16 protein-coding genes are annotated in these 13,243 nt (G+C 43.5%); 9 read left to right on the top strand and 7 right to left on the bottom strand.

Annotated features, from left to right (window positions below; all coding sequences use genetic code 11):
* The first annotated feature begins 65 nt into the window (after positions 1 to 65).
* Positions 66 to 1,661 (top strand): L-aspartate oxidase, encoded by a 1,596-nt coding sequence (gene nadB, locus FM019_RS13280; RefSeq protein WP_143836423.1) that lies wholly within the window; start codon positions 66 to 68, stop codon positions 1,659 to 1,661.
* Here nadB and FM019_RS13275 read toward each other — a convergent pair.
* Genes FM019_RS13275 through FM019_RS13265 form a run of 3 tightly spaced genes read right to left on the bottom strand, consistent with a single transcriptional unit; the run spans position 1,658 to position 3,255 of the window.
* Positions 1,658 to 2,536: a MaoC/PaaZ C-terminal domain-containing protein gene (locus FM019_RS13275; protein WP_143836422.1), complete on the bottom strand. Its 879-nt coding sequence runs from the start codon at positions 2,534 to 2,536 to the stop codon at positions 1,658 to 1,660. The genes nadB and FM019_RS13275 overlap by 4 nt on opposite strands.
* A gap of 25 nt (positions 2,537 to 2,561) precedes the next feature.
* On the bottom strand, positions 2,562 to 2,999 hold the full coding sequence (locus tag FM019_RS13270) for a protein YgfX (RefSeq protein WP_313901697.1): 438 nt from the start codon (positions 2,997 to 2,999) through the stop codon (positions 2,562 to 2,564).
* 4 nt (positions 3,000 to 3,003) lie between these two features.
* Positions 3,004 to 3,255 carry a succinate dehydrogenase assembly factor 2 gene (locus FM019_RS13265; RefSeq protein ID WP_143836420.1) on the bottom strand — a complete coding sequence of 84 codons (252 nt, stop codon included), beginning with the start codon at positions 3,253 to 3,255 and terminating at the stop codon, positions 3,004 to 3,006.
* Positions 3,256 to 3,452: 197 nt separating this feature from the next.
* Between FM019_RS13265 and ygfZ the strand changes: the two genes are divergently transcribed.
* Both ygfZ and FM019_RS13255 read left to right on the top strand, forming a co-directional pair.
* Complete coding sequence (gene ygfZ / locus FM019_RS13260) at positions 3,453 to 4,409, top strand: tRNA-modifying protein YgfZ (RefSeq protein WP_143836419.1); 957 nt, start codon at positions 3,453 to 3,455, stop codon at positions 4,407 to 4,409.
* A 16-nt stretch (positions 4,410 to 4,425) separates the two neighbouring features.
* Complete coding sequence (locus tag FM019_RS13255) at positions 4,426 to 4,914, top strand: peptidylprolyl isomerase (protein ID WP_143836418.1); 489 nt, start codon at positions 4,426 to 4,428, stop codon at positions 4,912 to 4,914.
* A gap of 65 nt (positions 4,915 to 4,979) precedes the next feature.
* Here FM019_RS13255 and FM019_RS13250 read toward each other — a convergent pair whose 3' ends face one another.
* Positions 4,980 to 5,318, bottom strand: a complete 339-nt coding sequence (locus FM019_RS13250) for a P-II family nitrogen regulator (RefSeq protein WP_143836417.1) — start codon at positions 5,316 to 5,318, stop codon at positions 4,980 to 4,982.
* Between the two features lie 49 nt (positions 5,319 to 5,367).
* Complete coding sequence (nadE, locus tag FM019_RS13245) at positions 5,368 to 6,198, bottom strand: ammonia-dependent NAD(+) synthetase (protein WP_143836416.1); 831 nt, start codon at positions 6,196 to 6,198, stop codon at positions 5,368 to 5,370.
* Between the two features lie 211 nt (positions 6,199 to 6,409).
* On the opposite strand from nadE, the gene FM019_RS13240 reads away from it, so the two are divergent.
* Entirely contained in the window at positions 6,410 to 6,970 is a 561-nt protein-coding gene (locus FM019_RS13240) for a GspH/FimT family pseudopilin (protein WP_143836415.1), read from the top strand.
* A 23-nt stretch (positions 6,971 to 6,993) separates the two neighbouring features.
* On the opposite strand, the gene FM019_RS13235 is transcribed toward FM019_RS13240, so the two are convergent.
* On the bottom strand, positions 6,994 to 7,254 hold the full coding sequence (locus FM019_RS13235; protein ID WP_143836414.1) for a DUF3081 domain-containing protein: 261 nt from the start codon (positions 7,252 to 7,254) through the stop codon (positions 6,994 to 6,996).
* Between the two features lie 75 nt (positions 7,255 to 7,329).
* The gene (locus tag FM019_RS13230) at positions 7,330 to 7,944 is read right to left on the bottom strand and encodes an outer membrane beta-barrel protein (RefSeq protein WP_143836413.1); all 615 of its coding nucleotides are present in this window, start codon (positions 7,942 to 7,944) and stop codon (positions 7,330 to 7,332) included.
* A gap of 190 nt (positions 7,945 to 8,134) precedes the next feature.
* On the opposite strand from FM019_RS13230, the gene FM019_RS13225 reads away from it, so the two are divergent.
* The 5 genes from FM019_RS13225 to FM019_RS13205 are packed head-to-tail and all read left to right on the top strand — an operon-like array spanning position 8,135 to position 13,227.
* The gene (locus FM019_RS13225; protein WP_143836412.1) at positions 8,135 to 8,569 is read left to right on the top strand and encodes a hypothetical protein; all 435 of its coding nucleotides are present in this window, start codon (positions 8,135 to 8,137) and stop codon (positions 8,567 to 8,569) included.
* An 11-nt stretch (positions 8,570 to 8,580) separates the two neighbouring features.
* Positions 8,581 to 9,699, top strand: coding sequence for an S-(hydroxymethyl)glutathione dehydrogenase/class III alcohol dehydrogenase (locus tag FM019_RS13220; RefSeq protein ID WP_143836411.1), 1,119 nt, complete (start codon positions 8,581 to 8,583; stop codon positions 9,697 to 9,699).
* Entirely contained in the window at positions 9,699 to 10,550 is an 852-nt protein-coding gene (fghA, locus tag FM019_RS13215; RefSeq protein ID WP_143836410.1) for an S-formylglutathione hydrolase, read from the top strand. Before FM019_RS13220 ends, fghA begins: the two co-directional genes overlap by 1 nt.
* Before the next feature lie 15 nt (positions 10,551 to 10,565).
* Positions 10,566 to 11,897 carry a sodium-dependent transporter gene (locus tag FM019_RS13210; RefSeq protein WP_143836409.1) on the top strand — a complete coding sequence of 444 codons (1,332 nt, stop codon included), beginning with the start codon at positions 10,566 to 10,568 and terminating at the stop codon, positions 11,895 to 11,897.
* A 4-nt stretch (positions 11,898 to 11,901) separates the two neighbouring features.
* Complete coding sequence (locus FM019_RS13205) at positions 11,902 to 13,227, top strand: chondroitinase-B domain-containing protein (RefSeq protein ID WP_143836408.1); 1,326 nt, start codon at positions 11,902 to 11,904, stop codon at positions 13,225 to 13,227.
* Positions 13,228 to 13,243 lie beyond the last annotated feature (16 nt).

Here is a 13,243-nt window from a genome sequence, read left to right as displayed (position 1 = left end):
TATTTCCACAAGCTGCCAATTCCATTAATATGCGTTTTTCCCCAGTAAACAGGTTATTGTACTCTATGAGTTCAAGTGTTGAACATCGTTGTGATGCATTAATTATTGGCAGCGGCGCTGCAGGGTTAACCTTGGCATTAAAGCTCGCTGACAAGTTCAATGTCATTGTGCTGAGTAAAAGTACCCTAAGTGAGGGTGCAACGCGCTATGCACAGGGAGGCATCGCTGCAGTGTTCGATGAAGAGGACTCTATTGACTCCCACGTTCAGGACACCCTACGAGCAGGTGCTGGACTTTGTGACCCCTCCGCCGTGGAATATACCGCTAGCCAAGCTAAACGATGTATGGAGTGGCTTATTAAATTTGGCGTTCCATTTGATCAGGAAACCGACGAACAAGGCAATACACGCTACCACCTCACTCGCGAAGGCGGGCACAGCCACCGAAGAATACTGCATGCTGCGGACGCAACTGGCTTCGCTGTACAGAACACGCTTCAGCAAGCCGTGCAAAGTCATCCCAACATTCATTTGTTCGAACGTTACAATGCTATCGACTTGCTCCGCCATGAAAAAGAACCCACTCAATGCGTAGGGGCTTATGTGTGGAATCGTAAACAAGAGCATGTTGAAGTTATCAGGAGCCGCTTTACGGCATTGGCCACCGGTGGGGCAAGTAAAGTTTATCAGTACACCTCAAACCCCGACGTTTCCAGTGGTGACGGGATCGCGATGGCCTGGCGTGCAGGATGTTCAGTCGCAAACATGGAATTTAATCAATTTCACCCTACGTGTTTATTCCATCCAGAAGCGAAAAACTTTTTAATCACCGAAGCGTTGCGCGGAGAAGGTGCATTTTTATGTCATCAAGATGGCACGCCGTTTATGCATAAATTTGATGACAGAGGTGACCTTGCTCCTCGGGATATCGTTGCTCGCGCTATCGATTATGAGATGAAACGCCTTGGTGCAGACTGCATGTATCTCGACATCAGCCACAAGTCCGCAGATTTCATTGTAAAACACTTTCCCACGATATATCGCAAATGCCGTTCACTTGGCATAGATATCACTCGCCAACCTATACCTGTGGTCCCTGCCGCTCACTATAGTTGTGGTGGTGTGATGACCGACTTTAACGGCAAAACCGACCTCGAAAATCTCTACGCTATTGGCGAGGTGGCTTATACGGGTCTACACGGCGCCAATCGTATGGCGAGCAATTCGTTGTTAGAATGTGTGGTTTTTGCCCAAGCTGCGGCGGCGCATATACTTCAAAACAGCGATCGCCCAGAGTTTCATCAAGACATACCCGCTTGGGATGAAAGCCAGGTGAGTGACTCTGATGAAGAAGTCGTGATCCAACACAACTGGCATGAACTTCGGTTATTTATGTGGGATTATGTTGGCATCGTGCGCACTACAAAGCGACTTGAGCGAGCTATGCGCCGCATAGAGCTGCTGCAACAGGAAATCCATGACTACTATGCAAATTTTCGAGTCAGTAACAATTTACTAGAGTTGCGTAACCTAGTCACAGTGGCTGAACTAATCGTGCGTTGTGCTCTGCAGCGAAAAGAAAGTCGTGGTTTGCATTATAACTTGGATTATCCGCAAACAAACGATAATCCTCAGATCACAGTTTTAAAAGGTGAGGTCTAACGGCTTTTACCAATTGCTTGTATTTTTCCAATCAGATGTTCGCTTTGATGGTTGTTGCAGACCAGTTTAAATGCTGGCGAGTCAATAGTTCCTTGTTTGACTATCAACCTGACCGAAAAAGGTAAAAACAGCGGTCGGTTAAAGCTTACGTGGCAATGAACTGGAACTGCAAACAGGTTTTGGAATTGAGACAAAGATCGGGCTTTGCTCCACATCCCATGAGCGATAGCCGATTTAAACCCAAAAAGTCTAGCGCTCCAATCGGACAAATGAATGGGGTTAAAGTCACCGGAAACTCGTGCATAGCTGCGTATAGTCTTGTGATCACATGAAAACCGCTCTTTTTCTAGCCAATTATTAGCCAATTCATCGCCATCGACAGGTTCCGTTTTTTTACTACGCTTTAATCGCTTATCGATGGCTAAAAATTCGCTAACCGAAGACCATAACACCTCGTTGTTAACCGAATACTGACTGTTAATCTGCGCGGTAATGCCTTTGCTATGACGTTTGAAATCTCCAAAATACGAGCCAAGTACACCTTTGTCCGAAGGCTCTATTGGCCGCAGTTGTTTAATAGAATTATGCAAGTGAACGATGCCCAATAAGGCAAAAGGAAACGCTTCATTCAACATTAGTCGCATGTGTTGTTTGAAACTCATCATATGTAAATAACACGGATGCAGGGCGTTACTTTGCGCCGATTTCCACTCTGTTAAGTGATGGAAGGCGCTGACATGAGCCAGATTGAAATGGCTGATTCGGTCTTCTGCCCTTGTCTCGCACCTTGGTAACAAAGCGGAATCAAAAACCCAGGGTTTGTTGCGCTTTAGCGCCGCTCTCAATAAGAAAAAGTTGGGACCAGATAAATTCATCTATTCAGTCTATCAATTTATTTAATTAGGAATGGGAACGCAAACGAATAATACAACGATATAGGCGTCTGAAGTCAGCTTCATTGAGTTGATCTCTGCACAGCCAAAAACGTTCTACTCGCTTATTGGTGATGGTGTCGTGAATCTCTACAAACATAAACGGGCCAAATGCAAGACTTGTTGGGGAGATGCAGCCGCGGTGCCCTTGGGTGTGTAAAAGACGCTCCCAATTTCCTTGATCATCAAGCAAAACGATATCGGCTTTTTCAGCTGTAAGTAATTTGTAACCGCATATAAACCGATAAAAGCCAACTATAATCAAGGTTGCGAGCCCAAACGTTAATGTCACTTGGACAAAAAATTGAAAGGCAAAAGCCTCTGGACGCCAACTCCACAATGACATTATAAGCAACGAATAAAATCCCAATCGCGTCAATGGAAAAAGTTGGCTCGCGCCGATCACAATTCTATACTTTAACACGACCCAGAATATAGCTGATCATCTTAGCAAGTTCTTCATCATCACATTTCTGATGACCCATAAACCATGCGTAAAGATCTGGATCATCGCACGTAAGAAGACGCTCAAAAGTGAGCTGTTGAGCCTCATCTAAATCACCAAATGCTTGCTCTACAAATGGCATAAAAAGTACATCTAACTCAAGCATTCCCCGTCTGCATGCCCACTTTAGACGAGAAACTCTTTTTTTATCAAACATTACTACTCCAATATGCATTGCCTGAGGCAAATGACAGATTAAGCAAAAACCGTTGCAGGTTAACGACATTCATCAAGACGAACTTTTTGATTTGTTATGTCAATACCCATCGAATAAAGCCAATGTTAACTTGTTTAAATTGGTTTTGACCTTATTATGCCTTTTATCAGTCATAGGTTAACAAGGTTATTGCAAATATGCAGTCCAGTTTTACGGCAACGAGCAATCTTAGTTGTGTTTTAAGCCAGATCGGGATCATTTCACTTTCGGGGGATGATGCCAATAGCTACTTGCAAGGCAAAGTGACTAATGATGTCGATGCGCTTCATGAAGACATCGCCCAACTCGGCTGTCATTGCGATTTTAAAGGTAAAACCTGGAATATTTTCACGGCAGTGAAACATAGTGATAAAATTCTATTGATAAGCCATAAAGAAGGTGTTCCCCAATCACTGGCTGAATTGCAAAAATATGGTGTTTTTTCGAAGGTAACCTTTGCCGATGAGTCAGATGCATTTGCAGCGCTGGGAATGGCAGGACCGGAATGTGCAGAGATTCTAAGTCAACACATCGGTACTCTTCCCTCAGATCATTTTGCGGTGAAACATTTTGATAATGGTTTGGTTATTTGTTTAACGTCGCCAGTGCAACGCTACTTAGTGCTGGGAGATCCAGCGTTTATAGAGACTATCCACAACCATATGGTTGAATTTTCTCAGCCGGAAACGCTGTGGGAAAAGCTCGATATACAAGCAGGAATTGCTAATATTCAATCTGCAACCGTTGCTGAATTTGTTCCACAAATGATGAACATGCAACACCTTGGCGCGATAAGTTTCACCAAAGGATGTTACATGGGTCAAGAAGTTGTTGCTCGAACCAAGTATTTGGGCAAAAACAAGCGAGCGGCATTTATTTTGACGACAGATTCTCCCGTGACAGCGCAAGCAGGTGATGTGCTGGAGAAACAGGTTGGTGAAAATTGGCGGCGAGGAGGCACAGTATTGCGCCATGCAACCTTGGACGACAACACTTGGGTGTTGGCAGTATTGCCAAATGACACCGAAGATTCCGACAAATTTAGATTAAAGTCACACCCGCAACACCCATTCGCAGTGCACGCTCTGCCCTACTCCACAATTGAAGACCAATAAGGTCAAAGGTCAAACTATGCTTATAAGCCAAAACGCTATTGTTACAATGCATTTCACCGTCAGCACTCAAGATGGAACGCAAATAGATTCATCCAGAGAAGACAATCAACCTATGGTTTTCATGCAAGGCAGCCAATACCTTATTAAAGGTTTGGAAGATGCCCTTGAAGGTAAACAAGTCGGGGATAAATTTGAATTAACGATTCCCCCCGAATTGGCTTATGGTGAACGCAATGACGCATTGGTACAGATGGTTCCCAAATCGATGTTTGAAGGTATGGACATCGAAGTGGGTATGACGTTCCGAGCCACTACGGATGAAGGTGAACAATCGGTAATGATCATTGACGAAACAGACGATGAGGTTGTGGTGGACGGTAACCACCCCTTGTCTGGTGTACATTTGAATTTCGACGTTGAAGTGCTTGAAGTTAGAGAAGCCACAGAAGACGAACTTGCCCATGGTCATCCACATGTTGATGGCGGCTGTGGTCACCAACACTAATGCGTTTAACAACAAAATCCGCTTGTAGAGATATTTCCAGCGGATTTTGTTGCCATTACATGAAGCTACACCGCGTCTTCGTTTTCTTCTCCTGTGCGGATACGAATCACTCTTTCAACGTCGGTGACAAAAATTTTACCATCGCCAATTTTGCCAGTTTGAGCAGTCGACATAATGGCTTCAATGGCCCGCTCTACATGCTCTTCGGGTACAACAAGCTCAATTTTCATTTTAGGCAAGAAATCAACCTGATATTCCGCGCCTCGATACAACTCCGTATGGCCTTTTTGACGACCAAAGCCTTTAACTTCAGTAACCGTCATACCTGAAACACCCACTTCAGATAGGGCTTCTCTCACGTCATCCATTTTGAACGGTTTAACAATTGCTTCTACTTTTTTCATTAATTCAGTCCAGCCTTATTCATTGCCATGATTGATTTGTTATTTAAATTTAATCGTAAATCGTTGGGATTGGAACACGTTTGTGCTGAGTACGTTCATAAATCGAGATTAATTTCTCCTCGACATTGGCCGCGACAGGTTTCCCCTCTAGAAAATCATCAATTTGATCATAGGTCATGCCAAGCGCTTGCTCGTCAGCTTTTTGTGGCGCTAAAGTTTCCAGATCGGCTGTCGGCGCTTTGTTAACAATGTTTTCAGGAGCCCCTAAAAAGCGAGCAAGTTGTCGCACTTGGCGCTTGTTTAATCCAAAAAGTGGGGCCAAATCACAAGCACCATCACCATACTTAGTGTAAAAGCCTGTAATATTTTCAGCGGAATGGTCTGTACCTAATACCAATCCGTCCAGCATACCGGCAATTTCATATTGAATAACCATTCGCGTGCGAGCTTTAACGTTTCCTTTGACAAAGTCCTGCTTGCCCTCATCCTTTGGGAGTATTCCTATGGAAGCCAAAGAGTCACAAGTTTGCTGGTGGATGGCATCTGCACCGGGTTGCACGTTTACGGACAATGCATGTGTGGGTCGAATAAATTGAATACTTGATTGGGCATCCTGTTCGTCTGCTTGCACATTGTAAGGCAAACGCACCGCGACAAACTGGTAGGACGCTTTACCTTCATCGTTCAACTCATTGACTGCCAACTGGCATAATCGTCCGAGCGTACAGGAATCGACTCCACCGCTTATCCCCAATACCAACGTCTTTAAACCCGAATTAAGCAAGTGTTGTTTAATAAATGCCACTCTTCTATTCAATTCAAACTGCACGTCAATTTCTGATAAAACTTTCATTTCGGCGAGTATTGCTTGTCTTTGCATTGTCAATCCTATTGCTATGTCGTGACGTCGGTGATAAAAAATTAGTACGGAAAGGTATGTTAAGTGGTTTAAAGATACTTTGGATACCGTGTTACCCATTTGTATACGCAAGAAATCACTTATATAAGCTATGGTATAACCTGAGAGAGAAAGAGTGAATACTCTTCAGTGGGCTTTAGCACAATTTTCTGGGAATTAATCGCACACCATTATGATCAAGTCAAATTATCAATATCAACGTGGCGTTACGCTAGTCGAACTAATGATTGGATTAGTGATCGTTGGAGTGGTTTTGACATTTGGGCTTCCGGCGGCTCAAGGTATCATCAATAAAAACCGGATAGTCTCAGAAATCAATGAAATAAGTGGTGTGATACAATTTGCTCGAGCCACTGCCGTCGATGAACAGATATTAACAATAGTTTGTCCCACAGCAAATTTTTCAACGTGTTCAACAGATTGGAGCCAAGTGAAGATGGTGTTTGCCGATGAAGATGGCAATGGTTCTCGAGGTAATGACGAAGAGATTCTTGTCGCAACCTCTTTAATATCGTCTAACAATTACGCCAATGGTCCCAATCAATCGATTCAATTTTTACCTAATGGCTCGGCAAATGTGCTTTCTACAATATTGTTATGCCACAGTAGTAAAGACGCGGCCTATGCTCGGGAGCTAACGGTAACGCCACAAGGAAGAGTAAAAATTAGTCAAGATGCTAATAAAGATGGCGTACATGAAAACATTTCAGGCAACGCTCTGAGCTGTCCGTAAGCGATTCAGAAACCCGTTAGTGATTAAAAGTCCATTTTTTCAATTAATTTAAGTCGCCGTTCGAATTGCTCAAGATGGTCCGCTTTTTCGTAATCGAAATGATATTGATTATGGAAGCCAAATCGTAATGTCACCTGATTGTCTTCAAGATAAAGCGTGTAGCCATCGTGGTCGGTATAGGCTTTAATATTTTCAAGCATATGACCACCTTCGACAACCTCGCCGTGCTCTTTGATTTTCTCAAATACTGATAAAATAAACCGACTGTCCAGTTCGTTTTTCATACTTTGCCCTCCAAACCATTCGAATTACATTGACACCCCGACGTAATGAACACACAAGCATTGGCGTAAAAACCCCTAAAAATTGTAACGTAATCCAATATAACCAGCGTTGTGCTTAAGACCATTTTCTCCGGTAATATGTTCCACTTCTGTGCGCAACATGACATTGACACCAAGATAAAAATCAAATCCAATGCCAATCACTCCGCCAAATACTCCTTCATCGTACTCGCACACAGCCATTTGCGCGTCTCCATCAACGGAAAACATGCGTGTATCGCCAAAATCACATTGCCCTGTATCGCTAAGGTGCTGGCCTTCGACATCTATATTCATAACGCCTAATCGATAAAATAACTCGCCTGTTCGACTACCGGCTTTGCCCAATACTGCCGCATAAATTGCATTGGCTTTTAAACCAAACTCAGTTTCCTCTAACCCCAAGGAGGTGGTAGGCAATGTATCGACCAAGCTTTGATTTGCGAGTTGCTGATAGCCGAATTCGGCATACCATTGGCGATCAAATTGATAACCTATGCCAAATTTATAGGCACCGTGATCCACATCATTGGTTTCAAAGTCCGTTTTGCCGTACCCACCAGCCACTACACCGTATAAATCTCCGTCACTGTATGCGTTTTGCGAAAAAACCCCTGTAAGGGTAAAAAGTATCGCGATGCCAATTCTCATCTATGTTCCTTCAAGCTTAACTGTCTATTCATTAATTTTAACTCAAATTATTGATGTTGTTATTATTTTTTCCTTCCTAATGACAAAATCTTTTGTATTTTTTTGCAGGGCCTGTTTTCAACATCAAGAAAATTAAAGTAAGCTGTTGATCTAAAATGATCTCGGCACAAATGAGTAATCGTCTAACCCAATGAACTTGGTAAATCCGCAACAATTGATTAATTATGTCATCCTCGGCTTCTCGTTATTTTTAATTGGTTGTGCCTCCAACAGCGATAATCAATTGCAAATTCGTCACTCATTTGAAGTGATTGATTCGCCCGCTGAAAAACAAAAGTTTGATTTTGTCATGACTTGGTTCGTCCCACCTGCAGTGCTGTTTGGTAATGAGAAAAACAGTATTCTTGCTAATATGGGTCTAAAAACCCGTCCACAAACGAACCCATCGTTGTCCATCGACAACGAAACTCGACTAAGATTGGAAGAGATTGCAATTAAGCGCTTAGAAAACGAATTGGTAGATCACGAAATGTGTCAAAAAGGCTATAAAATCAGTCTTACTAACTGGCTGGATCGTTCTATTCGTTTTATCGGTCACTGTCTTGCTACCCAACAAAAAATTTGAGGAATAACACTATGCAAACGATCAAAACACGTGCGGCTGTCGCTTGGCAGGCAGGACAGCCTTTAAGTATTGAGGAAGTTGATCTTATGCCGCCTCAAAAAGGCGAAGTACTTGTGCGCATTGTCGCAACGGGGGTCTGCCATACCGATGCTTATACTTTGTCAGGTGACGATCCAGAAGGCTTGTTCCCTGCCATCTTGGGCCATGAAGGTGCAGGAATTGTTGAAGCAGTCGGTGAAGGTGTCAGCCTGGTAGAAGTGGGCGATCATGTCATTCCCCTTTACACACCAGAATGCGGTCAATGCAAATTTTGTTTATCGGGTAAAACTAATCTATGTCAGGCCATCCGCGCTACACAAGGCCAAGGATTGATGCCCGATGGTAGCACGCGTTTTTCTAAAGACGGCAAACCTATTTATCATTACATGGGCACCTCAACGTTTGCAGAGCACACCGTAGTACCCGAAATTGCATTAGCAAAAATTCCCAAAGATGCGCCGTTGGAAAAAGTTTGCTTGTTGGGATGCGGTGTCACAACTGGAATGGGTGCAGTGACGAATGCCGCCAATGTGCAACCTGGCGATACTGTCGCGGTATTTGGACTAGGCGGTATCGGTTTGTCTGTGTTAATTGGCGCTAAAATGGCTAACGCTGGCAGAATCATTGCTATCGATATCAATGAGGATAAATTTGACATTGCCGAGCAACTTGGCGCAACGGATGTAGTTAATCCCAAGAACTACGATAAACCTATCCAAGATGTCATTGTGGAAATGACTGACGGTGGTGTGGATTACTCATTTGAATGCATCGGCAATGTCAATGTTATGCGCTCCGCTTTGGAATGTTGTCACAAGGGTTGGGGGGAATCCGTGATTATTGGTGTAGCTGGCGCAGGTCAAGAAATCTCTACCCGCCCGTTCCAACTGGTGACAGGTCGCGTTTGGCGGGGGACAGCCTTTGGTGGTGTCAAAGGCCGTAGCCAATTACCTGATTATGTGCAGCGCTACATGGATGGGGAATTTGAACTCGACACATTTATTACCCACACAATGAGTTTGGAAGATATTAATCAGGCATTTGATTTAATGCACGAAGGTAAGTCCATCCGTTCAGTGGTGCACTACTGATGAATGGGATTGAACGAGTTTCTTCAACCACCTGCTTTGGTGGCCAACAGCAACGATTTAAACACGCATCATCTGTTCTAAATTGCGACATGTTTTTCAGTGTTTTTGTACCACCCCAGGTATCGCAAGGGGAGAGGCTTCCGGTGCTTTATTGGTTGAGCGGATTAACCTGTACGGATGAAAATTTTGTTACCAAGGCCGGTGCTCAGCGCACCGCAGCAGAGCTTGGTATCATTATTGTCGCACCAGATACCAGCCCTAGAGGCAAAGATGTCGCCGATGATGAAAATTATGATCTCGGCCAAGGTGCTGGCTTTTATCTAAATGCCACCCAACCACCTTGGAATAAACACTACAAAATGTATGACTACATTGTTGAAGAGTTACCGGCATTAATTCAAGCCAATTTCCACGTCAAACCCAAATCAGCCATTGCTGGACATTCAATGGGTGGGCATGGCGCATTGGTCATTGGTCTGTCACATATGCAGCAATTCACCTCTATTTCTGCGTTCGCCCCCATCGTTAACCCAAGTAACTGTCCATGGGGAATCAAAGCATTTAACACCTATTTAGGCGACAATCAAAGCAATTGGGAACAATACGATGCATGCAAAATGTTAAAACAACAAGGCAGTTTTTTGCAGATCCCGATTAAAATTGATCAAGGGCTTGAGGATGACTTCTTGCAAAATCAGCGGTTAACCCGGCCATTTGAAGAGCAAGCCAAGAAAATCAATTACCCTGCGCAAATAAGTTATTTCCCTGGTTACGACCATAGCTATTTTTTCATCGCCAGCTATATCGATGCGCATCTAAGATTTCATCACCAATACCTTACAAAACAATAATGAGTTAATTGTAGTTTGTCCGCAGTCAATAAAGGCCGACCACATTTTGCCAGTCGAATAGGCTTCATCTTCGCCGCAGCAGGTTCTGCTGTTGGCTTAGGCAATATATGGGGATTTCCAACGCAAGTTGCGAATCATGGCGGCGGTGCTTTCATCATCATCTACCTGTTAGTGATGATATTGCTGGCTGTTCCTGCCCTTTACGCGGAGCTTTCGATTGGTTTTATTGCCCGAGCTAATCCAGTAGAAGCATTGCGTGATGCGTGTCGCAAGCATCCTACTCAGAAACCTCTGTTTGGCAGCGTTTTAGGATTCGTTAGCCTCACCGCAGCAATCTTTATGTTGGGTTTTTACAGTATCCTAGCCGGTTGGATGTTGGCGCACAGTTTAGGCAGTGTTTTTTCTGCGATAGGTTGGGAAAAAGGCGTTGAATTTGTCACCCAAAACACAGTGCAACGAAACCTTAGTTTTTGTTTGCTTGTCACTTCTTTAACGGCAGGTATTATTTTCGCAGGTGTTAAACGGGGTATTGAAGCCTGGTCAAAGAGACTTATGCCGCTACTTTTATTACTGCTTGGTAGCCTGATAATTTACGTGCTCTTTTTACCAGGCGCCCAGCAAGGTTTGGCGCTGTTTTTACGTCCTGACTTTGATGCTTTTTTACAACCCAAGTTATATCTGGCAGCGATGGGACAGGCCTTTTTCTCGTTATCCGTAGGCGTTGGAGGAATGATGATTTATGGCTCCTACTTACGTCGTGATGAAAACCTTGGACGATTAACAATGACTGTCGCGGGTCTGGATACCTTAGTGGCATTCATGGCCGGTTTACTCATAATTCCAGCGTTATTCGCCGCGCAAAGTATCGGCGAAACCATCATGAGCAATGGCGAGCTAATTGGTCGCAGCCAGCTAATTTTTGATGTGTTGCCCAGGCTTTTCGACAGCTTGGGGTGGTTCGGTAATGTTGTTGGATTTATCTTCTTTACCTTATTGAGTATTGCTTCGATTACTAGCACGATTTCAAGCACCGAAGTTCCCGTCAGCTACCTCATTGAATCAAAAAAACAATCCCGTAACGCTGCTGTTTTGCTAGTGAGCATTACGGTGCTGGCATTAAGCACGCTCATCGTTTTCAACTTTGAACTCTTGTTCCGAGCGATTATTGCATTACTCACCCACTACACTTTGCCACTAATGGGGCTGATGTATTTTGTGGTTATTGGCTGGATCCGCCCATGGCCAAGTGATTTAAACAATGAAGGAATATTCAAAACCCTGTTAAGACTGCATATAAAATATATTTGCCCTATTTTAATGTTGTGTGTGTTTGTGAGTGTGATGTGAGGGCATGAAAAACAAAATTAAGACTCTACTAAAATTTATTTCGGTAAGTATGCTATTTCTGCTCATTGGTTTGGCGATTTTCAGCACCACGAATACATACAAAGAGCTGAAAAGCCGAGCAACACTTTATGTAACCCTGAATAAAGATCAAAACTGGGGGATACGGAAAGCAATTCTGGATCTTGCCTACGCTGTGCTTTCCACAACGCAAAACGATGAACACTTCGAATTTGACAAAAATAACGCTGAAGCAGGTGCCAAAGCTTCTAAAAGTGATTTATCAGATTATTTGATTCAAGCTAAAAAAATAATAAAAGTAGATGATGCCAAATCCATCGTTTCGGCGATACAAAACGCAAAAGCCGGACAAGTAATTCTGATACTGCCTGGTGAATACAAAATTCGCATGGACACCTTGTACGTGAAAGGGGTTGGCACGCGTCAAAGTCCTATTGTCTTGGCGGCAAGTCAATTTGGCCAGGTTACACTTCATTTTAATTCCTGGGAGGGGATTTTACTCGACAAGCCCTTTTGGGTAATTAAAAACCTGATATTTAAAGGACCGTGTGAGGATCATAAACGTTGCCAACATGCGATTCATATGACAGGCAATGCGGACAATACAGTGATAGACAATAATGCGTTCATTAACTATAGCGCTGCACTGAAATCAAATGGCCGCTACCCTAAAGGTAAAGCGCAATTTCCAGACAATGTGGTGTTTTCGAATAACGATGTTTATAACACCGAGTTGCGCAAAAGCAATTCACCGGCTTCACCGATTGATGTGGTGGGGGGAGACAATTGGCTGCTAGAAGGGAATTTCATTGCCGATTTCTCGCGCAAGGTTAGAGGACGCATGAGCATTGTCTACGGTGCATTTTTAAAAGGCGGTGGTAGCAATGGAACGATTCGAAACAACGTCATTAATTGCGCATGGAATTTACCCTACCAATCTAGCTTAGATATTCGTTTGGGATTGTCCCTGGGTGACGGAGGCACTGGAAAAAAATGGTGTCAGGTTAAAGACTGTAAGTACGAGCATTCAGGCGGAGTCATTTCAAACAATCTAATAATGAATTGTAAAAATGACGTGTCGATATACCTCAACAAAGCAGAAAATACTAAGATTTATCATAATGTGATCCTTAACTCTCTGGGGGTCGACGCAAGATTTCCGGCCACACAGCTGTCCATTCAACGAAACATAATCCAGGGTAGAGTCAAAGCCAGAGACGGCGCTTTTGTAAGCGAATCCAATAACACCTTTGTCTCGGATTTAGATGATGTCGATATGCTAAAAGCTGCCGAACTGTTAGCCCGGCCTTAAATTGAGAATCAATTGA

It is taken from the genome of Aliiglaciecola sp. M165 (genome assembly GCF_007197995.1).
Taxonomy (GTDB): Bacteria; Pseudomonadota; Gammaproteobacteria; order Enterobacterales; family Alteromonadaceae; genus Aliiglaciecola.
This window is presented reverse-complemented; position numbering and strand designations above follow the sequence as displayed.